Origin of the sequence: Rhizobium oryzihabitans (assembly GCF_010669145.1) — a bacterium.
In the GTDB taxonomy this organism is placed as follows: Bacteria; Pseudomonadota; Alphaproteobacteria; order Rhizobiales; family Rhizobiaceae; genus Agrobacterium; species Agrobacterium oryzihabitans.
The window spans coordinates 895261-917001 of the sequence record NZ_CP048632.1; the positions used below are offsets into that span (position 1 = coordinate 895261).

17 protein-coding genes, 1 tRNA gene and 3 pseudogenes are annotated in these 21741 nt (G+C 59.7%); 1 reads left to right on the forward strand and 20 read right to left on the reverse strand.

The features are described 5' to 3' along the window. Positions 1-398: 398 nt before the first annotated feature. The 16 genes and pseudogenes from G3A56_RS04865 to G3A56_RS04940 all read right to left on the reverse strand — a co-directional run bounded on the left by G3A56_RS04865 (position 399) and on the right by G3A56_RS04940 (position 16222). On the reverse strand, positions 399-1892 hold the full coding sequence (locus G3A56_RS04865) for an ABC transporter substrate-binding protein (protein ID WP_082184113.1): 1494 nt from the start codon (positions 1890-1892) through the stop codon (positions 399-401). A gap of 240 nt (positions 1893-2132) precedes the next feature. After that, entirely contained in the window at positions 2133-3143 is a 1011-nt protein-coding gene (locus G3A56_RS04870) for an ABC transporter ATP-binding protein (protein WP_003496640.1), read from the reverse strand. A gap of 11 nt (positions 3144-3154) precedes the next feature. Continuing rightward, positions 3155-4210, reverse strand: coding sequence for an ABC transporter ATP-binding protein (locus G3A56_RS04875; RefSeq protein ID WP_003496641.1), 1056 nt, complete (start codon positions 4208-4210; stop codon positions 3155-3157). A gap of 139 nt (positions 4211-4349) precedes the next feature. Beyond that, positions 4350-5258, reverse strand: a complete 909-nt coding sequence (locus G3A56_RS04880) for an ABC transporter permease (protein WP_082184112.1) — start codon at positions 5256-5258, stop codon at positions 4350-4352. After that, positions 5248-6192, reverse strand: coding sequence for an ABC transporter permease (locus G3A56_RS04885; RefSeq protein WP_035242638.1), 945 nt, complete (start codon positions 6190-6192; stop codon positions 5248-5250). Before G3A56_RS04885 ends, G3A56_RS04880 begins: the two co-directional genes overlap by 11 nt. Before the next feature lie 71 nt (positions 6193-6263). Continuing rightward, positions 6264-6749, reverse strand: coding sequence for a Cu(I)-responsive transcriptional regulator (gene cueR, locus G3A56_RS04890; protein ID WP_035242640.1), 486 nt, complete (start codon positions 6747-6749; stop codon positions 6264-6266). 11 nt (positions 6750-6760) lie between these two features. Then, positions 6761-7783, reverse strand: coding sequence for a 2Fe-2S iron-sulfur cluster-binding protein (locus G3A56_RS04895; protein ID WP_082184111.1), 1023 nt, complete (start codon positions 7781-7783; stop codon positions 6761-6763). Between the two features lie 12 nt (positions 7784-7795). Further along, positions 7796-10299, reverse strand: a pseudogene (locus tag G3A56_RS04900) (heavy metal translocating P-type ATPase). Between the two features lie 247 nt (positions 10300-10546). Next, positions 10547-10632, reverse strand: a tRNA-Leu gene (locus G3A56_RS04905). A 140-nt stretch (positions 10633-10772) separates the two neighbouring features. Continuing rightward, a pseudogene (locus tag G3A56_RS29445) lies at positions 10773-11500 on the reverse strand (nuclease). An 86-nt stretch (positions 11501-11586) separates the two neighbouring features. Then, on the reverse strand, positions 11587-12120 hold the full coding sequence (locus tag G3A56_RS04915; protein ID WP_035242646.1) for a MerR family transcriptional regulator: 534 nt from the start codon (positions 12118-12120) through the stop codon (positions 11587-11589). Positions 12121-12392: 272 nt separating this feature from the next. Continuing rightward, positions 12393-12731 carry an integration host factor subunit alpha gene (locus G3A56_RS04920; RefSeq protein ID WP_035217795.1) on the reverse strand — a complete coding sequence of 113 codons (339 nt, stop codon included), beginning with the start codon at positions 12729-12731 and terminating at the stop codon, positions 12393-12395. Between the two features lie 243 nt (positions 12732-12974). After that, a complete protein-coding gene (locus G3A56_RS04925; RefSeq protein ID WP_082184109.1) occupies positions 12975-13946 on the reverse strand; it encodes a beta-ketoacyl-ACP synthase III in 972 nt (323 codons plus the stop codon). A 27-nt stretch (positions 13947-13973) separates the two neighbouring features. After that, positions 13974-15011 (reverse strand): annotated as a pseudogene (plsX, locus tag G3A56_RS04930) (phosphate acyltransferase PlsX); the annotation flags it as partial. A 99-nt stretch (positions 15012-15110) separates the two neighbouring features. Further along, the gene (locus G3A56_RS04935) at positions 15111-15674 is read right to left on the reverse strand and encodes a YceD family protein (protein WP_082184108.1); all 564 of its coding nucleotides are present in this window, start codon (positions 15672-15674) and stop codon (positions 15111-15113) included. 8 nt (positions 15675-15682) lie between these two features. Further along, on the reverse strand, positions 15683-16222 hold the full coding sequence (locus tag G3A56_RS04940) for a ubiquinol-cytochrome C chaperone family protein (protein ID WP_082184107.1): 540 nt from the start codon (positions 16220-16222) through the stop codon (positions 15683-15685). 270 nt (positions 16223-16492) lie between these two features. Between G3A56_RS04940 and G3A56_RS04945 the strand changes: the two genes are divergently transcribed. Continuing rightward, on the forward strand, positions 16493-17023 hold the full coding sequence (locus G3A56_RS04945) for an outer membrane protein assembly factor BamE (RefSeq protein WP_003496665.1): 531 nt from the start codon (positions 16493-16495) through the stop codon (positions 17021-17023). Between the two features lie 74 nt (positions 17024-17097). On the opposite strand, the gene G3A56_RS04950 is transcribed toward G3A56_RS04945, so the two are convergent. The 4 genes from G3A56_RS04950 to ribH form a co-directional block, all read right to left on the reverse strand. Beyond that, positions 17098-19236 carry a sodium-translocating pyrophosphatase gene (locus G3A56_RS04950; protein ID WP_035242648.1) on the reverse strand — a complete coding sequence of 713 codons (2139 nt, stop codon included), beginning with the start codon at positions 19234-19236 and terminating at the stop codon, positions 17098-17100. Positions 19237-19457: 221 nt separating this feature from the next. Next, positions 19458-20681, reverse strand: a complete 1224-nt coding sequence (locus tag G3A56_RS04955) for an MFS transporter (RefSeq protein WP_082184106.1) — start codon at positions 20679-20681, stop codon at positions 19458-19460. A 21-nt stretch (positions 20682-20702) separates the two neighbouring features. Beyond that, on the reverse strand, positions 20703-21200 hold the full coding sequence (gene nusB, locus G3A56_RS04960; protein ID WP_035242827.1) for a transcription antitermination factor NusB: 498 nt from the start codon (positions 21198-21200) through the stop codon (positions 20703-20705). 4 nt (positions 21201-21204) lie between these two features. Next, entirely contained in the window at positions 21205-21651 is a 447-nt protein-coding gene (gene ribH, locus G3A56_RS04965; RefSeq protein WP_035242828.1) for a 6,7-dimethyl-8-ribityllumazine synthase, read from the reverse strand. Positions 21652-21741: the final 90 nt, after the last annotated feature.

Sequence of the window (21741 nt, forward strand, 5' to 3'; positions counted from 1 at the left end):
CTTTGCCTGCCCCCGCTTCACGCTGAATGTGCGTGACGGCCTTTGGACGACATAGGGCTTCGTCCCTCCTCCCTCCCCAGACGGCAAATGCCCTCTCCCTTTTCGATGAGGATGATGGCGGAGGTTTTCCGAATTTTTGAAACTTATAGTTTGACCGCTGGCACTCGTCGCTGTCACTCGCGTGGAAAACCGGCTTTGCAGAACGGTTTTGGGTAATGACAAACCTCGCTCCCACCGCGACGTCATCCTCGGGCCTGACCCGAGGATCCATGCTCTCGGCGGGGGATGGATCCTCGCCTCAGGGGCGAGGATGACACGCAAGAGGGGTTGCTTCCCCTAAACAATGAAACCCGGCTCTTGCGAGCCGGGTTCAGCCTTACAGGCAACGTTACGTCAGCCTACTTCGTCGTCAGATCCTTCGTCATGACGAAGTAGTTGAGCGGATGCGGCTTGTAGTTTTCGAGCTTGGCCGAATAGGCATCGAAAACCGTTTCATGGATGAGGAAGACCGAAACGGCCTCGTCATAGATTTTCTTCGCCGCTTCACCATAGATGGCATAACGCTTGGCCGGTTCGGCCGCCGAATAGGCGGATTTGATCAGCTTGTCCGTATCCGCATTGCAATAATGCGAGATGTTGTAGCTGCCGCCGCAGGTATAATCGGCATTGAGGAAACCGGCTGGTTCGGCGACGTCGGTTGCGTAACCACGCGACAGCAGCGCCATGTCGAAGTTTCCGGCCAGCATATCCGGCTCGATTGCGCTGTAGTCGGCAACGCGCACATCGACCTTGATGCCGAGTTCCTGCAGCTGGGCCTGGATAATCGCCGCGACATCCTTGAGCTCCGTCTTTGCCGTATAGGCAAGAAGCGTAACCTTCAGACTGCCGGGCGCCACGCCCGCTTCCTTCAGCAGAGCCTTTGCTTTCTCCACGTCATAGGCGGGCTTGGATTCATTTTCAGCCCAGGGCTCTCCAGCCGCGAAGGGCATCGTCGCGCCCTTGACCACGCCTTCATAGATGCTGTCGGCAATGCCGGTCGTGTCGATTGCGGACTGGATCGCCTGGCGCACTTTCAGATTGTTGAAAGGCGGCTTTGAGTTGTTCAGCAACAGTTCCGTGATACGCGGCGACGGGATCGGCGCAACCTTGACGCCATCCGTGGATTCGATGGTCTTCACCGTCCAGGGCGGGACGAGGCGTGAAATCTGCGCTTCTCCGGTTCGGGCCTGGGTGGCGCGGGTGTCGGCATCGGGCACGAAATTCACGCGGCCGCCGGCAAGCTTCGGCATGCCGCCCCAATAATCGTGGTTGGCCGTTAGAACCATATGCTGGCTGGGGTCAACCTCCGTCATCGTAAACGGCCCGGTGCAGGTTCCAATCGGATTGACCTTGCCGTCCTTATAGGCGGATGGAGCAAGAATCGAGGTGGCGGGGCTCGCCATCTGCGCCGGCAACAGAACCGAAGGCTCGATGGTGGTTATCTTCACGATATCGTCGCCGCCGGCCTCGACAGAGGCAATCAGCTTCGGCGAAAAGGCACGGGCGGGAACGGGCGCCTGCAGAAGATTGCTTAGCGCATTGACCGCAGCCTTTGCATCGAGCGGTTCGCCGTTCTGGAATTTGACGCCCTTGCGCAGCTTGAATTCCCAAACCTTGGGGCCGGTCTGCGTCCAGCTTTCGGCGAGACTTGGCTCCAGTTTCATATCGTAGCCGACGCGTATCAGGCTTTCAAAACAACCCGCCCGTGAGCCGAGATAGGCGTCGTCGGAAGCCATCTGCCAGCCCGTCTTGACACCGAAATTATCATCATAGGTAATCGTGCCGGCCTTTGCAGCGTCAGCTCCGAACGAAACCACAATGGCGCATGTCGCCAAAAGTGCGTGCTTCACCATAGAATATTCCCCTTTTATTTTTGATGACAACGCTCACAATTCATACACACTTACGAAATTTTCATTTTTAATTTATTAGTTTTCGTATGACAAAAGCATACCCAATGGATGTTTTACTAACACCCATTTGAATATTATTCATTTTATGTTTTTATACTCGGAATATAATTCCGATATTAATTCTCAAACGCACAATTCATCTGTTTTTACCAAACCAGAAGACTGTAACTGCGTTGGTCCTCAGCCCCACTCGCGCCAGTGATGGCAGCGTGCGAAATGCTCCCCATCGACGGCTTCCAGAACCGGTTCCTTCTCGCCGCATATCTGCGTCGCATGCTTGCAGCGGGTGTGAAATTTGCAGCCGGCAGGAGGATTGAGAGGGCTTGGCAAATCTCCGTCCAGAAGCATTTCCGGCGCATAGAGTCCGGTCTCGTCGAGCATCGATGAAGCGATCAGGGCCTTGGTATAGGGGTGTTTCGGCGCCCGGAAGAGCTCCTCGCGGTCGGCAATTTCAACGATGCGTCCGAGATACATCACCGCGATGCGATCGCAGAGATAACGCACCACGCGCAGGTCATGGGAAATCATCAGAACCGTCAAACCGTGACGGCGCTTCATGTCCATCAGCAGGTTGAGGATCTGCGTGCGCATCGAGGCATCGAGCGCCGATGTTGGTTCGTCGCACACGAGGAAGCTGGGGTTGAGAAGAAGCGCGCGCCCTATGACGACGCGTTGCAATTGCCCGCCGGAACACTGGCTTGGATAACGATCATAAAAGGAAGCATCGAGGCCGACTTCCTCCAGCATCTTGAAAACCCGCGCCACACGTTCATCCCGTGTACCAATGCCGTGCTGGGCAAGCGGCGCTTCCATGCTCTGGCCGATGCGCATGCGCGGATCGAGAGCGGAATAAGGGTCCTGGAACACCAGCTGCACGACGCGGCGCATGCGCCGGAGCGCCTCGCCCTGCATGTGCAGAATATCGTGTTCGCCAATGCTGACCTCGCCCTTGGTCGCGTGGGTCAACCGCGTTATCAAACCGGCGACGGTGCTTTTACCGCATCCGGATTCGCCGACGAGACCCAGCACTTCGCCCTCGCCGATGGTCAGGGAAACGTCATCAACCGATTTCACCACACGGTGACCAAGGCCGGATATGGGGTAGTATTTGCAGAGGTTCTTCGCCACCACATAGGGGCGGTTCTTGCTGTCCGCTGCTGGCATGGTCTGTTTTATCGCTGTCAATTGCATCGCCCTCTCCCTCAGCAGACCGCGTGGTGGCTGGCATGGTCGTCATCGACCGCCCAGCACCGCGCCTTGCGCCCTTCGGGCAAGGTATTCAGATCCGGTTCCGATGCCATGCACCGGCTGCCCATGCCGGCCGACTTGGCCAGCGCGCAGCGAGGATGGAACCGGCAGCCGCAGGACATGTCGTGGGCCTGGGAGCTGGAACCCGGGATCGTCAGCAGCTGACCGTCGCTGTCCGTGGTCAGAAGCGAACAGCTGATGAGCGCCTTGGTGTAGGGATGTTGCGGCGCCTTGAGGATCGCCTGGGTCGGCCCCTCCTCAACGATGCGGCCCGCATACATTACCGCGATCCGGTCTGCGAAAGCGGCAACGACAGACAGGTCGTGGGTGATGAGCAACGTCGCAAGCCGTCGCTTGCGGCGCTCGTCATCCAGCAGGCGCAATATCTGTGCCTGCACGGTGACATCGAGCGCCGTCGTCGGTTCGTCGGCGATCAGCAGTTGCGGATTGCCGGAGAGTGCCGCCGCGATCATGACGCGTTGCGCCATGCCGCCCGAAAGCTCATGGGCGAAACATTGCGCCCGCGCCGAAGGGTCGGGAATTCCGACGTCGGACAACAAGCCGACAACCCGGCTGAGCGCCGCATGCCGGCTCATCTTGCGGTGGATCCAGAGCGGCTCGGCAACCTGCGTTCTGACCCTGCTGGTCGGGTCCAGCATGGCTTGGGGTTGCTGGAACAGCATGCCGATATCGGCGCCGCGCAGCGCATCGAGCTCGGAGGATGACAAGGCCAAAATATCGCGCCCGGCAAAGGAAATACGGCCGGAATTGATTTCCGCGCCCTGCGGCAAAAGCCGCATCAGCGACAGAGCCGTCATGCTCTTGCCAGATCCGGATTCGCCGACGAGAGCGACGACTTCCCCGGCATTGACGGAAAGCGTCAGGCCAGAAATAACAAACTTGCGGCCATTTGGAGCCGGCACAGAAACGTGCAGGTCCTCGATCTCCAGAAGCGGTGCGCATTCAGGGGACACGGCCGTATTGGCATGCGTCTGTCCTTCGATATTCATAAGAGTTCCCCTTATTATTATTGAATCGGAGGCATTTGCGTATTTTCATGCGGCTTCAGACGATATTACTCTCCTTCCGGCTCCTTTGCCTCAGCTATGTTTGACGATCGTCAAACGGGTCATAGCCTGTTGGCAGGCGTCAATGACCGTTGCCTTTCTTCGTATCCATGTTCAGGCCATGGCCGATCCACGTCACGCTCAAGGCCGACAGGAAAATCGCCAGACCCGGTGCGATCACGAGAATGGGCATCCGTTCCGCATAGGCCTGCGCATCGGCCAGCATCAGCGCCCAGTCGGCAGCCGGCGGCTGCACGCCAAGGCCGAGAAACGACAAGCCACCCACCGTGATCAGCTTGTGGCCGAAGCGCAGGAAAGCGACAGCGGCGATGGGCCAGATCGTGTTGGGAATGACATGCCGGAAGATGATGAAGCGACGCGTGCAGCCCAGTACTTCGGCGGCGCGGATATATTCGCGGGAATTGATCGAAAGCGTCAGCCCGCGTGCCAGCCGCGCAAAAGGCGTCCAGCCGACGATCGTCAGCGATGCGATCAGCGTTCCGTATCCTGGGCCGAATATGGCGACGAGGAAAATGGCGATCACCACATCCGGTATGGCGATGAGCAGATCCACCACGCGCATCAGTATCTCATCAAGCACGCCACGGCTTCGTCCGCTGATAATGCCGATGAAGGTTCCGATCGCGACCGACAGAATGACGGTGATGGCGGCGATCGTGACCGTAAAACGGCCGCCGATCAGCAGACGGCTCAGGACGTCACGCCCGAGATGGTCCGTTCCCAGCCAGTAAGCGGCGCTGGGTGCACTCAGCCGCAGGCGCAGGTTCTGCTGGGCGGGATTATAGGGCGATATCCATGGTGCTATCACGAGCAACAGGATGATGACGAGAAAAATTGCCGATCCCGCATAGAAGGTCCAGTGCCGACGGCTGATGAAATCCGTGAACCGGGAGAGTGTCGATGGGCGCTTGGGCGTCTCGGTCATGGGCAAGGCGGCTACCGGCGCGCTCGGGAAGTGGCTAATGGTCATGGTGGCCTCGCATTGCTGGATTGATCAGGACATAAAAGCCGTCGGCCAGCGTATTGATCAGGATGGACAGGGCCACGATGCAGATGAAACCGCCCTGCAGCATCGGGATATCCCGATTGACCACGGCGTCGTAAAGAAGCCGGCCCATTCCGGGGATGGCGAATATCACCTCCACGACCACCGACCCGCCAAGCAGGCCCGCGAGCCACAATGCGAAGAAGGTGACAACCGGAAGCGAGCCGTTGCGGACGCCGTGGCGCAGAACCGTGCTATGCATGCCGAGACCACGGCTGCGGGCCGCTGTGATGTAAGGCGCACGCAGAACCTCTGCCATGGCCGCGCGCGTCACCTGCGTGAAATAGGCAAGTGGGCGCAGGGTCAGCGTCAGGGCGGGCAGCACCAGCGAGCGCCAGCTATCCCATCCCGCCGACGGCAACCAGCCGAGATAAAGCGCAAAGACCAGCGCCGACATCGGCGCGAACCAATATTCCGGCGTCGCAACGAAGGTCTGGATCATCAGCGTTGCGAAATTGTCCAGCCGTCCGCCGGGGCGCATCGCCGCCAGCGTGCCGAGCGGCAGGGCAACGGCCACGGCAATCGCCAGCGCCGTCAGCGCCAATGTCACCGACACGCCGAGAGAGCGCAGAAGTTCGCCAGCCACGGGCTGGCTGCTGGTGAAGGAAAATCCGAGGTCGCCGCGCAGCGCATTCGACAGCCATGCGAAATATTGCACATAAAGCGGCCGGTCGAGCCCGAGGCTTACCCTGAGCGCCTCGACCGCATGCGGATCGAGCGCCGTATCACGCATGCGCGAAAACAGAATGGTGCGGGCTGGATCGCCGCCCGCCATATAGGGCAAAAGAAACGCGATGACGGAAACGATCGTCAGCATCAGGCACAGAATAAGGAAGCGCTGTAGTATCTGTATCCACATGGCCTGGTCTCCTTCACCGCAATTGGTGTTTTCACTGCAATCGGCTGTCGCCCCCGCGAGGGAACGGCGGTTTATTTGGCTAGGCGATGCTCCGTCAGTGAACCGGACGTGCCCTTCAGCATGCCGGAACGCTTGGGCACCACCGCTACCGGCGTGAAATCGGGATCTTCCGATTGCGCCAGATCCTGGATGATCGGGCAATCCGGTTCACCATTATCAGGGCAGTAGGTTGCGAGATTTCGAAGCGTGTCGGCCATGTCCCGGAGCGAATGCATCTTGGCTTCGAGGTCGACGACATGCTCCATGACGATGCGCTTGACATCGCAGGACGCGCCGCCCGGATCGCGCCACAGGGTCATGAGCTGCCGGATCTTTTCGATTGAAAATCCGAGGTCGCGGCCACGCCGGATGAAGCGCAGCGTTTCCAGATCGTTGGCCGTATAGACCCGATAACCGGATTCCGTACGGTTGGCCGATTTGATCAGGCCGATCGTTTCGTAATGGCGGATCATCTTTGCAGAAACACCGGATGCGGTGGCGGCTGTACCAATATTCATCGATCCTGCTCCTATCTTTCCGGGGTGAAAAACACGTCTGCATGAATGTCGGCGGTGCGGATGCCGCGTGCCAAAAGCTGTGGCACCGTCGCCTCGATCATCGCCGGCGGCCCTGCGAGATAAGCCTTCCAGCCATCGAGATCGTCGAAGTCGTCCGCTACCGCAGAACCGACATAACCGCACCGCATCTGCGCATGCTCTTCATTCGAGAGAACCGGAACGAAGCTCAGATTACGGTGCTTTGCGGCAAGTTCTTCAAAACGGTCGATCATATAGAGATCACGCTGCGCACGGGCGCCGAAATAGACATGAATCGGGCGTTCGCGACCCGTTGCCCGGCCGGTGGCAAGCGCTGCCTCGACCACAGCCTTGACCGGCGCCAACCCCGAACCGCCGGCAATGCCGAGGATCGGTCCGCAATGTTTTTCCCGCAGGTATGAAGACCCGAAGGGGCCGACGAGCGTGACAGGATCACCCGGCTTGGCGTTCGCGAAAATATGGCCGCTCGTGATGCCGCCGGGCACATGCCGGATATGGAATTCGATCAGGTCCTCATCGATGCGGCTGGCGATGGAATAGTCACGCGGCGAACAGTCCGGATAAAGCAGGCGTACATATTGGCCGGCCTTGAAGGTGAACAGTTCGCGATCGTCGAGCCTGATGCGGATGAGCTTGATATCATGTGTCGCATCCACCGCTTCCGCGACCTCACCTTCGAAACGGCCGGTCGGAATATCGGCGAACTCATCCTCGCCATCGAGCCAGCCGATCGTCACGTCGCTCAGCGGCACGGCGCGGCAGGCGAGCGTCAGACCTTCCGCCTTTTCCTCTTCAGTCAATGAAAAGGGCGTATGCTTGAGAAGGTCGATCTCACCTGCGACGAGGTGCGATTTGCAGGCGCCGCACCGGCCCATGCGACAGCCATGCGGATAGGATATTCCAGCTGCGAGAGCAGCCTGAAGGACTGTCTCGCCCTGCGCCGCCAGGATGCTGCGCCCGATACGTGGCAGATAGACTGTGTTTTGAGGCGTCATGACATCAGCCTCCTATTCGGCCGCTGCGAGTTGCGTGCCGGATGATCTGTCCACAAGCGGCGGGCGGAAGCTTTTGAGGCGCAGCGCGTTCGTCAAGACAAACACGCTGGAAAGCGCCATGGCTCCGGCAGCAAGGACAGGCGACAGCAGAACGCCGTTGACAGGATACAGTATTCCGGCCGCCACGGGAACGAGCGCGGCATTGTAGGCAAAGGCCCAGAACAGATTCTGGCCGATATTGCGGATCGTCGCCTTGGAGAGTGCGATGGCATTGGCAACGCCGCGCAAATCGCCCGACATCAACACCACATCGGCGCTTTCAATGGCGACATCCGTACCCGTGCCGATCGCAAGCCCGACATCGGCTGCCGCAAGGGCCGGCGCGTCGTTGATACCATCACCGACAAAGGCAACCTTCCGCCCGCCAGCGGCAAGCCTCTTGACGGCCTCCACCTTGCCATCGGGCAGCACTTCCGCCACCACTTCGTCGATACCGAGACGGCGGGCAATGGCTTCCGCCGTGCGGCGATTGTCGCCGGTGATCATCACGACCTTGAGACCGAGCGCATGCAGGGCCGCTATTGCTTCCGGCGTCGTCGGCTTCACCGGATCGGCAACCGCGATGATTGCGGCCAGCCTGCCATCGACGGCGGCATAGAGCGGCGACTGCCCTTCCCTGCCCAGCCGGTCGGCGTTATCCGCGAACATCGCGACATCGTAGCCGAGTTTCACCATGAAGCGGTCCGCGCCGGCCTCGACCCTGCGGCCGTCAACCATCGCCGCAACGCCGAAACCGGGGGTCGCCTCAAAGCCTTCCGCATCGACAAGCGTCAGACCGCCATGTTTCGCAGCCTCGACGATCGCCTCGGCAATCGGGTGCTCGGAACGGCTCTCAAGCGAGGCGACAAGACGCAGCACCTCATCCGGGTCGAAACCTTCGGTCGTGGTGAAATGCACAAGCGAGGGTTTGCCGAGTGTCAGCGTGCCGGTCTTGTCCACCGCTATGACGTCAGCATCGCGAAGGGTCTGGAGCGCATCGCCGCGCCGGAACAGCACGCCCATTTCGGCGGCGCGGCCGGTTCCGACCATGATCGACGTCGGCGTGGCAAGACCCATGGCGCAGGGGCAGGCAATGATGAGCACCGCAACGGCGTTGACGAGCGCAAAGGTCAAGGCGGGATCCGGCCCGAGAACGAACCAGACAATGAAGGTGGCGAGTGCGGCCAGCATCACCGCCGGCACGAACCAGTTGGTCACCTTGTCCACCAGCGCCTGTATCGGCAGCTTGTCGGCCTGCGCCTCCTCGACCATGCGAATGATCTGCGCAATCAGCGTGTCGGCGCCGACCTTGGTGGCGCGGAAGGTGAAGGAGCCGTTCCTGTTGACCGTGCCGCCGACGACTTCGGAACCGGCCACCTTGGTCACCGGGATTGGTTCGCCGGTGATCATCGATTCATCGACATAGGAGGAACCGTCGAGCACCAGACCATCGACAGGCACCTTCTCGCCGGGCGGACCACGATGACATCGCCGGTCACAACATCCTGCAGCGGCACATCAATGGTTTCACCGTTGCGCAGCACGCGGGCAGATTTGGCCTGCAGGCCGACGAGCCGCTTTATCGCCTCGCTGGTGCGGCCTTTGGCGCGTGCTTCCAGAAAACGGCCGAGCAGGATCAGCGTGACGATAACCGCCGCTGCCTCATAATAGACATTGGCCGTGCCTCTCGGCAGGATTTCGGGAACGAAAGTGGCGACCACCGAAAATCCCCAGGCGGCGGCAGTGCCCAGCACCACCAGCGAATTCATGTCCGGTGCCAGCCGCAGAAGAGCCGGTATGCCCTTTTTGAAGAAGCGCAGGCCCGGTCCGAAGAGGACCAGCGTGGTCAGCACGAATTGCAGATACCAGCTTTCGCGCATGCCCACCGTTTCCATCACGAAGTCATGGATGGCGGGTATCATATGCGAGCCCATCTCCAGAACGAAGACCGGCAGCGTCAGGATGGCGGCAATGGCAAGGCTGATTTTCAGACCGCGCAATTCGGCTTCGCGCCTGTCCGGCTCATCACCCTTGGCCGTATCGGCGGCGATCTCGCTTGCCTTGTAGCCCGCCTGCTTGATCGCTTCCGCCAGGGTGGCGGCAGAGGCGGCGTTGCCGGCGACACGGACGGTGGCCCGCTCCGTTGCGAGATTAACGCTCGCATCGGCAACACCCGAAACGGCCTTCAATGCCTTTTCGACGCGGCCGACGCAGGAGGCGCAGGTCATGCCCTCAATGTCGAGTTCAATGGTCTTCTCATCGACGCTATATCCAGCATGCCGGACTGCATCGATAACGGCGAGCACATCCGGCGGCCCGGAAAAAGAAATATCGGCGCGTTCCGTCGCCAGATTGACCGAGGCCTTCAGAACCCCCGGCACCTTGGCGATCGCCTTCTCCACACGACCAACGCAAGAGGCGCATGTCATCCCATCGATGGCTATCGTATGGCTCGCCCGGACCTGGATTTGTGACATGCCTATGACCCCTTTTTTACTTATATCAAAAAAGATAGGGCTTCCCATCGTGGCAAGGTCAATAGGCTCTTTTGGGTGATTTCTACGGAAAAATGCCGCCTGCTTGACCAAGCTCATTTTTTAGGCTCATCAGCCTGATTTAATGCGATCTGTGCCAAGAAATCAGCGCATCCGATGCAAAAACACATCCGGAAGGCCCGCAGATCGCAGAAAAAAGAAAGAGAAATCCTGGAATCAGGAGTGGAGGTGGTGCGGACGGCGGGACTTGAACCCGCAAGACCAATGGTCGGCAGATTTTAAGTCTGCTGCGTCTACCGATTTCGCCACGTCCGCATTTGCCGCGCCGCGTACCGATCCGGCCCGGCGCTGCAAAACTGTTTCGTTATTGTTCGGGCATTGAACAAACAGCGTCCAGTCCCAAGCACCGACAGTGCCTCATCTACACAGGACGGGCCGTTTCGGTCAACGGGGCCTTAGCCACACCAGGACTGATTTTTTGCCGAGGCCGGATGCGCCAGACCTTCCCGCACGAGCTGATCGGCGAAGGACACGCCCGACCGTGAAAGGCGTTTGCGTTCCATCGCCTGCCCGCCTGCCGCTCCGGAAGAGGCGACATCGAAGGCGCCCGCATTAAGCAGGTCACGAAGCCTGACCTTGGCAATGAAACCGCGCTGGCGCTCTTCCATGCATCGCGCCCTGTCGATCTGCGGAACCTCGATGCCGGCGAGCTGCATTTTCACGCCCTTCATCCAGAAGGTGTTGCCGTCAGCCACGCAATTGTTCAGCCCGAGCGGCCGCAAAAGGCAAAGGCGCCGCTTTTTTCTCCGAGTGAGATTTTTTCGACCGAGGGGCGTGTTTCCGGCAGGATAGCGGCAACCTGGCTCTGCTGTGTCGCAGGCGGCATGGCGATCGAGCGGGGCGGCACGGGGCCGTTGCCCGGCAAAACCGGCGATGTGGGCCGAATGGCCGACGCTCTCTCCGGCGCGACGGTCTCGCGTTTCGCAGCAGCGGCCACCTTGGATGACGTTGACGTCGCGGAGGTCGACCTTGCGACTTGCCGCTGCGGCAGAAGGCTGTCGCGATGTTCATAAGCCTGAATGCCACCAGCAACGACGCCCAGCATCAGCACCCAGGGCCAAACGCTGCCGCCGCCCGATTTCTTCGCCGTGCGGCGTCGCCCTGTCGGTTTTCGATTGCTCACGATCGGACTCCTTTATAACGGAGCCGCATTATCGGCCAAAGGAGTTTCCGAAAGGTTGGCGTTCTAAAACAGCTGTGGATAAACCGTCAGCGAACCTGATCGAGCAGCCGCTTGCATTCAAGGAGGTCGAACAGTGCTTCCTGCAGCAGCGCACGGTCGTCCTTGCCGATACCCGACTTGCCGACAGATATTTCGGCATCATTACTGCCGCCGCCGAAGCCGAAGAAGCGGCCGCTTGGCTTCGCCTTCGGGCGGCCGACGACCTCGTCCTCATCCGTATCCATCACCCGCGGTTCGGCAACTTCCTTTTCGCCGCTCGCCGCCATGATGGCTTCCATGGTTGCAAGATCGCCAGACGCGATTGCTGCCACGAAACGGTTTCCATTGGCCTTCAGAAGCTTCTGCACACCCTTGATGGTGTAGCCGTGGTCGTAAAGAAGATGACGAATGCCCTTCAGGAGATCGATATCATCGGGGCGGTAATAACGGCGGCCCCCACCCCGTTTCATCGGCTTGATCTGCGGAAAGCGCGTTTCCCAGAAACGCAGCACGTGCTGCGGCAGGTTCAGCTCATCCGCCACTTCACTGATCGTCCGAAACGCGTCGGGGCTTTTGTCCAAATTTCCACTCCCATCCGGACCCGGAGCGCCTTGCTTAGAGCCGGGCACTGAACAAGAACGCCTCTCGCTCGCTGATCCGTGCATCACAGTTCGCGAAAATCGAACCCGATCCTCGCACCGATGCCCGAAGCGGCAAGATGCCATTTAATAAAATTGATTATGATGCGAGTCGACCGGATTTCAACGGCTTGCACGTTGAAATTCAAGTATGTTCACAGGAAGAATGGGGAAAAAGCCCGCCAGGGGGCAAAAAAGGCTGCGCGACCGCCGGCTCAGGAGCCGGCTTTCTGGCCCTTCTGTTTGGCCTTGCGGGCCGTATGCGCCTTGAGGATTCGCTGTTTCAGCACGTTCGACGCCTTGAAGGTCATGACGCGGCGCGGCGAAATCGGAACTTCCTCACCCGTCTTCGGGTTGCGGCCGATGCGCTCGTTCTTTTCCCTGATCTGGAATGTCGCGAAGGACGACAGCTTGACGACCTCACCACGGGTGATCGCGTTGCAAATCTCGTCGATGATCGTTTCGACCAGTTCGGCGGACTCGGTGCGGGACAGCCCGACTTTACGAAACACAGATTCTGCAAGATCTGCGCGTGTCACTGTCTTCCCGGCCATTTTTCCCCACAAACCGTGTCTGAATTTTTCTCTAGGAGCCGCCGAGATTATTTCCCTTGTGGCGACCGGTCAAGCGATTGTTCCAGATTCATTTGAGGCTTTCGGCAATCAGTGCAAGGGCTTAGAGCGACTAATACGGTTTTGACACAGGCTCGGGCCGCTCCAGCGTATCTGACCGGGGCGTGAGGGCGAAAACCACAACCGATTTTGCGCCGATGCCCCGGCAAACGCGGAAATCAATCCTTACCAGCGCAGCAGCACCGCGCCCCAGGTGAAGCCGCCGCCCATGGCCTCCAGCATGACCAGATCGCCCTTCTTGATGCGTCCGTCTGCGGCCGCAACGGCCAGCGCCAGCGGAATGGAGGCGGCCGAGGTATTGCCGTGCTGATCGACGGTGATGACGACCTTTTCCGGATCGATACCGAGCTTCTTCGCCGATCCGTCAATGATACGCTTGTTGGCCTGGTGCGGAACCAGCCAGTCGAGGTCATCCGCCGTCGTGCCCGTTGCCTCGAAGGCCTGCTCGATGACATCGGTGATCATGCCGACAGCGTGCTTGAACACTTCCCGACCTTCCATCCGCAGATGGCCGACGGTGCCGGTGGTGGAAGGTCCGCCATCGACATAGAGCTTTTCCTTGTGAGAACCGTCGGAGCGCAGCTGCGAAGTGAGGATGCCGCGATCATCGGACGTCCCCTCGCCTTCACCGGCTTCCAGAATGATTGCGCCTGCGCCATCGCCGAACAGGACGCAGGTGGTGCGGTCCTTCCAGTCGAGAATACGCGAGAATGTTTCGGAGCCGATCACCAGAACGCGCTTGGCCATGCCGCCGCGAATATAAAGATCGGCGGTCGACACGGCATAAACGAAGCCGGAGCAGACAGCCTGCATGTCGAAGGCGAAACCGTGGGTCATGCCGAGGCGGTTCTGGATGTTCACCGCCGTTGCCGGAAAGGTGTTGTCCGGTGTCGATGTGGCCAGAATGATGAGATCAATATCGTCAGGCGTCAGGCCGGCATTGTCGAGGGCCGCGCGCGCCGCCGCTTCACCGAGCGAAGCGGTCGTCTCACCTTCGCCGGCGATGTAACGCTGCCGGATGCCCGTGCGCTGCACGATCCATTCGTCGGAGGTCTCGACGACCCCTTCGATTTCCCTGTTGGTCATGACACGCTTCGGAAGCGCCGCGCCAAAGCCACGTATGATAGAGCGGATCATTCCGTTATTCCTCGTCAGCCACGAGTGCTTCGGGCGCCGGGGCGGAAGCCGTCTTGCGTGGTAAATCTTCAGATCGTTTTCAATTTTCGCCGTAAGTCCGTTGTGGACCATGTCGTAGCCGACATCGACGGCGGAAGCAAAACCGATGGCATCCGTGCCGCCATGGCTTTTGATGACAATGCCGTTCAGACCGAGAAACACGCCGCCATTGACCTTGCGCGGGTCCATTTTTTCCCTGAGCACGTCGAATGCGCTTTTTGCCAGGACATAACCGATCTTGGCAAAGAAGCTGCGGGAGATCGCTTCACGCAGAAGCGTGGTGATCTGCCGCGCCGTGCCTTCGGCAGCTTTGAGCGCAATGTTGCCGGTGAAACCTTCGGTCACCACCACATCCACCGTACCCTTGCCGATATCGTCGCCTTCGACGAAACCGCGATAATCGATGGTGCCGAGATCGGCCTCGCGAATGAGACGCCCGGCCTCACGCACCTCTTCCTGACCCTTGACCTCTTCGACGCCGACATTGAGCAGGCCGACAGTCGGACGGTCGATATCAAACAGCGCGCGCGCCATGGCGCCGCCCATCAGGGCGAAATCGAGCAATTGCTGGGAATCGGCACCGATCGTCGCACCGACATCGAGCACGATGCTTTCGCCTTTCAGCGTCGGCCATATGCCGGCGATCGCCGGACGTTCCACCCGCGCCATGGTGCGCAAACAGAATTTGGCCATGGCCATCAGCGCGCCGGTATTGCCGGCGGAGACGACGACATCCGCTTCACCGAGCTTCACAGCCTCGATGGCGCGCCACATGCTGGAGACGTAACGACCACGCCGAAGCGCCTGGCTCGGCTTTTCATCCATGCTGACCGAGACTTCACAATCGTGAAAGACCGACTTTTCCCGAAGGGCGGGATATTGTGCCAGAATGGGGTCGCATTTGCTCTTCTGCCCGTAGAGCAGAAAAGTTACATCGTTATGCCGTTCAAGCGCCTTGGCAGCACCGGGTATGGCAACATCAGGGCCGAAATCGCCACCCATGACGTCAATCGCTATTCTGATCACTCGTCCCTTATCCTTCTTGCCGCCACTCAAGCGGATTTTGCGCGAAAATACCCGTTCCGGCCTGTGTTACAATAAAATTATTTCAGCCCGGCGGCGCATTCAGTCTTTTTTCCAGTCTTTCAACACGGCGAAAGGCGACGGACGCTTTTCTTCTTCAGGCTCATTTTCGGTCGTATCGGTAAATTCGATATCCGATTTGCGCGGATAGGGATCGATCGCAAGAGCCGCGAATTCCGCAACCGTGGCGCCAACATCGATGCTGTCGCCGGTAAACTGGTCGGGAATGTCAGGGCCATCCGGGTCAAGCACGATCTCGCCCTGCTCATTGGTCACCATTCGCGCCAGCTTTGATCCTTCCGGAACGAAAATATGCTCCACGGCCTCGTCGATCTTGCTCGTGACCGGCTCCAGCGTCACCACGCAGGCCTGGGTCACGGTTGCATGCACCTCGCCCTTGATCTTCACGCCATCCTTTTTCCAGCGGGAAACCTGCAACTCCGCCTTCAGATACTCGACGGATACAACATCCCAGAATTTCGCCAGCGCCTTCAGCTCCTCGGCATTGGCTTCGAGACCAATCCTGACGGGATTGGCGGAAATATGACCTACCTTTACGGGATAGGAAAAAGGCAGGTCGTCATTTGCGGCGTGTCGCGCGTTCATCGTAAACCTCATTGTCCAGGCAGGGGCAGCGTCAGGCTTCCGGTCGCTATCGTTTCCTCGGAGCATGCGGAAAGGGCGGAAGACGTTTCCATCATCCAACCCGCCAGCCCGTCCAGCTGCGGCGCCTTATCGTCTGTCTGCGGATATATATTGCGCGCAAGCGCTGCGGCAAGGGCAACGGCATCGGACGCATCCAGCGCCGCCGCGTAGGATTCGAGCCGCCCGTAAAACATGCCGGCGAATTTCTTCATCCGTTTCGGCACGCCCTGGTCACCGATGCCCAGTTCACGGATGGAATGATCGATATCCTGAAAAAAGGCGTCGACGATCTCCTGGGCGATCTCCTGCCCGCTGACGCCGGATGATTTGGTGCGGCGGAAATAGAGAATCATGATGATCGACAGCATCTCGAAACGGCCCATCACCGTGTCGGGAACGCCAAGATCCATGTAAAACGCAGGTGTGCGGGCGGCAGCCGTCAAGGTCGCATATTGCCGGTCGACTATGGCGCGGTTGTTGTTTTTCTTCCTGAACAGCCCGAATATCATCGTTTTTTTCCGAACGTGACCGGTGAATTCGCTTACCGCCCATCGCACTTGTTGCATGATTGTCAAAGCTGGTTTACCGAAGCATCCACGAATTGCAATGCTGTCGCGGTCACGTTCGTCTTTGCGCTGAAACAGTCAAAGAGAACCGGAGGAGTTCCAGAAGGCCGGGAAAGCATTGAATTTGGGGGGTGATCGGGATTTTCCGTCCCCGGATTGACACAATCATGTGCACAGACACTGTGCACCACGCAATGCCGGAAGGTGCCATTCATGATCGCAGTCGGGAAAACGCAGTTGAGCAAGCAGAAATCCGAAAGTCAGGGCAAAATTCTGAGCAAAACGGCCATCGCAATCGTCCTCGCGTCCGGCCTGCTTTCCGCCTGCACCAGCACGACCGACGTGTTCCACAATGGCTACGTCATGGACGACCAGGCGCTCCAGCTGATCCCGGAAGGCTCCAGCCGCGAGCAGGTTCTCTTGACCATGGGCACGCCCTCAACCACGGCGACCTTCGGCAACGAAGTTTTCTACTACATCTCGCAGAAGCGTGTGCGCCGCGCGGCCTTCATGAAGCCGACGCTGGTCGAGCAGAATATTCTTGCGATCTATTTCAACAAGGACGGCGTGATCGAGCGCAAGGCCAATTACGCGCTGCAGGACGGCAAGGTCTTCGACACGATTTCGCGCACCACCCCGACAGGCGGCAAGGATCTGACCTTCCTGCAGCAGCTGCTCTCCGGCGGCACCTCGGGCGCCAATATCGCCAAGAGCATTCTCGGCCAGGGCAACAACACCCCCTGATCGGAAGAAGGAACGGAAATTCAAAGGCCCGGGATCGCTCCCCGGGCCTTTTTCATTCGTCGGAACCTCAGTTTTCAGTGGGCAAGAACCGCAAGCAGCAGCAGCGCCACGATATTGGTGATCTTGATGGCCGGGTTGACGGCCGGACCGGCTGTATCCTTGTAGGGATCGCCGACCGTGTCGCCGGTCACCGACGCCTTGTGGGCGTCCGAGCCCTTGAGGTGGCGCACGCCGTCCTTGTCGATGAAGCCATCCTCGAAGCTCTTCTTCGCATTGTCCCAGGCGCCGCCACCGGAGGTCATGGAAATCGCCACGAACAGGCCGTTGATGATGACGCCGAGCAGAGATGCGCCCAGCGCCGCGAAGGCAGACGCCTTGGAGCCAGAGATGAGCAGCACGCCGAAATAAACGACGAGCGGCGCCAGAACCGGCAGGAGCGACGGAATGACCATTTCCTTGATGGCAGCCTTGGTCAAAAGATCGACCGCCCTGCCATAGTCCGGTTTTTCCGTTCCGGCCATGATGCCGGGTTTTTCCCGGAACTGGCGGCGGACTTCCTCGACGATCGAGCTTGCGGCCTTGCCCACCGCCGTCATCGCGATGCCGCCAAAGAGATACGGAATGAGGCCGCCAAACAGCAGACCGGCAACGACGTAAGGGTTGGCGAGGCTGAAGGAAATCTCGCCAATGTCCTTGAAGTAGGGATAGGTATCGCCATTGGCGGCGAAATAGGACAGGTCGTTGGAATATGCCGCAAACAGCACCAGCGCACCGAGACCGGCCGAGCCGATGGCATAACCCTTGGTCACGGCCTTGGTGGTGTTGCCGACGGCATCCAGCGCGTCGGTCGCCTTGCGCACATCAGGGTCGAGACCGGCCATTTCGGCAATACCGCCGGCATTGTCCGTCACCGGGCCGAAAGCGTCGAGCGCCACGATCATGCCTGCCAGACCCAGCATGGCGGTGACCGCGATGCCGGTGCCGAAGAGGCCGCCGAGCTGGTAGGTGCCGATGATGCCGCCGACGATGACGAGTGCCGGCAGCGCCGTCGATTCCAGTGAGACCGCAAGTCCCTGGATGACGTTGGTGCCGTGGCCGGTGACCGATGCCTGCGCGATGGAATTGACCGGGCGTTTGTTGGTGCCGGTATAATATTCGGTGATGACGACGATCAGCGCCGTCACGACGAGGCCGACGATCCCGCACAGGAAGAGGTTGGTGCCGGTAATCTCCATGCCGGCCACCGTGCCCACCGTTCCCCAGCCAACCGTGGCATAGGTGGCGACTGCGAGGCCGGCGATCGAGAAGATGCCCGTGGCGATCAGCCCCTTGTAGAGCGCACCCATGATGGAATTATTGGTGCCGAGCTTGACGAAGAAGGTGCCAGCAATCGAGGTCAGGATGCAGGCGCCGCAAATGGCCAGCGGATAGGCCATGGCGCTTTCCAGAATGGGCGTTCCGGCAAAGAAGATTGCCGCAAGAACCATGGTCGCGACAACCGAGACGGCATAGGTCTCGAAAAGGTCGGCCGCCATGCCGGCGCAATCGCCGACATTGTCACCGACATTGTCGGCGATCGTTGCGGGGTTGCGTGGGTCGTCCTCCGGAATGCCGGCCTCGACCTTGCCGACGAGATCGCCGCCGACATCTGCGCCTTTAGTAAAGATGCCGCCGCCGAGACGGGCGAAAATGGAGATCAGCGACGCGCCGAAACCGAGCGACACCAGCGCGTCGATTACCTCACGCGATCCGGGCGCATGGCCCATCACCGAGGTCAGGATGTAATAATAGATGGAAACGCCGAGCAGCGCGAGACCTGCCACCAGCATGCCGGTGATGGCGCCCGACTTGAAGGCGATGTCGAGACCGGCGGAAAGGCTGTGGGACGCCGCCTGCGCGGTGCGCAGATTGGCCCGGACGGAGACGTGCATGCCGACAAAACCGGCAGCGCCCGAAAGCACCGCGCCGATGAGGAAACCGATGGCCGCCATGGACGACAGCAGATACCAGGCGAGAACGGCGACGATCAATCCGACGATGGCGATGGTGAGATATTGACGGGTGAGATAAGCCTGCGCACCTTCACGGATAAAACCTGCTATTTCACGCATGCGCTCGTTGCCCTGATCGGCCTCGAGAACGCTTCTGGTTGTCCATACCGCGTAAACCACGGACAGGATACCGCATAAAATTACTATGGGTATTACGGTCATGCGCACTTACCTCCCAAAAAGCCGGGTCTCACTCCCTCCCCGGCGTGGCGAAACCTTGTGCAAGGACGGGGGCGATCGCAAGCGCTCCAGGTCCTGTCGTGGCCATTTGTTCCCCTCCCAAGGAAGAATGACCTGCGCGGCAAGATTGCGTTGGCGAAAGGCGCGGCGTCAAGCCCACAATTTTGCCTGAAACATGAAAGGGGTAGAGCGCGACCGCAATCTCAGGCGGCGTTCCTGCGCGGAGTGAGCAGCAGCGACAGCACGAGCAGGAGGCAAAGCCCCGCAACCGGCCAGATGACGAGGTTCATCACCGACCAGCCCCAGGCCGTGAACACCTTGCCGGACGAGAAAGACGAAAGCGCCACCGTGCCGAACAGGACGATATCGTGGAAGCCCTGCACCTTGTCCGCCTCATGCGGGCGATAGCTCGAGGTGATGATGGCGGTTGCGCCAATGAAACCGAAATTCCAGCCAAGTCCGAGAAGGATGAGCGCCGCCCAGAAATTCCACAGTTCGATGCCCATGTGGGCAACGATGGCGCAGGCCATCAGCACGACGAGACCGGAGGCGACGATTTTTTCGGCTCCGAATCGCGAGATCAGCATGCCGGTGAAAAAGCTCGGCCCGAACATTGCCAGGACGTGCCACTGAATACCGAGGGTCGCGAGTTCGGTGGGGAAGCCACAGCCCACCACCATGGCGAGCGGTGCGCCCGTCATCATGAAGGTCATCAACGCATAGGAACCGATGCCGCAGACCATGCCAGTGATGAAACGGTGTGTCCGCACGATTTCCGACAGGGGCCGCGCCGCCTGCGCATGGGTAGAGGCAGCCTTCGGATCCGGCAATTTCAGGAATGATAGAATCACAATCGAAACGATGCCGAGCGGCACGAGCGCGATGAAAGCACCGGCGAAGGTGACCGGTGCGAAGACGTCCTTGCCGAAGATGGCAAGCTGCGGCCCGACGATGGCCGAGACGATGCCACCCGCCAATATCCAGGAAATGGCTTTCGGCTTGTAGAAGGAGGGGGATGCGTCCGCGGCGGCGAAGCGGATTTTCTGCGTGAAGCCGCCGGAAATGCCAATCAGCAGCAGGCCGATGGCGAATAGCCAGAAATCCGAACGGAAGAGCGCCACCGCAGCGATACCGCCGCCAATCGAGCACATCAGCGCGCCGACCATGAAGCCCGTCTTGCGGCCGAGAAATCGAGACGCTGCCGCAACGCAGATGGCGCCAAGCGCAACGCCGATGTTGAAGCCGGTCAGCGGTGCGGTGGCGAGCGACTTGTCAGCCCCGAGCAACTGATAGCCGGCAAGCGCGCCGACCGAGAAGCTCAAAGGCGCTGCCGATCCCATGATCGCCTGAGCGGCGGTCAGGAGGAAGACGTTGCGCTTCGCCTCGTCCAGTTGAACTTCAAGTCCGGGGACGGAAACGGCGCTCATGTCTTCCTCACCTAACGTATCTTAGCGTTTTGCCTCGCCGCGCACCTGCTTGGCAATGCGGTCGAGCACCGCATTCACCAGCTTCGGCTCGTCGTGCTCGAAGAAAGCACGGGCGATTTCGACATATTCCGTCACGATGACGGCGACCGGCACGTCCTTGCGCTCGAGAATCTCGAAAGCGCCGGCGCGCAGGATGGCGCGCACGGTAGCATCGAGACGGGACAGCGGCCAGTCTTCCAGAAGTGCGGAGCGCACCAGCGGATCGATCTTCGTCTGGTCGCGGACGACGCCGGAGACGATGGAGCGGAACCAGGAAGGATCGGCCTTCAGATAGGTATCGCCATCGACTTCCTGCCCGAGGCGATGCGCCTCGTATTCGGCCACGACTTCCATCACGCCCGTTCCGCCGACATCCATCTGGTAAAGGGCCTGCACAGCCGCAAGGCGGGCCGCGCCGCGCTGGTTTGCCGGCTTTACCGAAGGCTGGCGCGGTTCGCCGCCATTTTCAACATTCGACATGCGTTCAGCCACCCAGTTTTTTCTTGAGCTCGATCATCGTCAGAGCCGCGCGGGCCGCAAAACCGCCCTTGTCCTTGTCGGAACGGCGAACACGCGCCCATGCCTGCTCGTCATTCTCAACGGTCAGGATGCCGTTGCCGATGGCCAGCGATTCGCTGACGGCGAGATCCATCAGGGCGCGGGACGATTCGTTGGAGACGATGTCGAAATGGTAGGTCTCGCCACGAATGACCATGCCGAGTGCGACGAAACCGTCATATTCCGTGCCGTCATTATCCGCGCCATCCAGCGCCATGGCAATGGCAGCGGGGATTTCGAGCGCGCCGGGAACGGTGATGACGTCATAGGTGGCGCCAGCTTCATCAAGCGCAAACTTTGCGCCTTCGAGAAGAGCATCGGCCATATCGTCATAAAAACGTGCTTCCACGATAAGAAGATGGGGTTTGGACATGGAATTTTCCTGAAAAGGTTCGCGCCGGATCATACCGGCTTTTGCGGCGGTCAAACCACGGCTGGCCGTTCTTGGCAAGTAATTTCATGT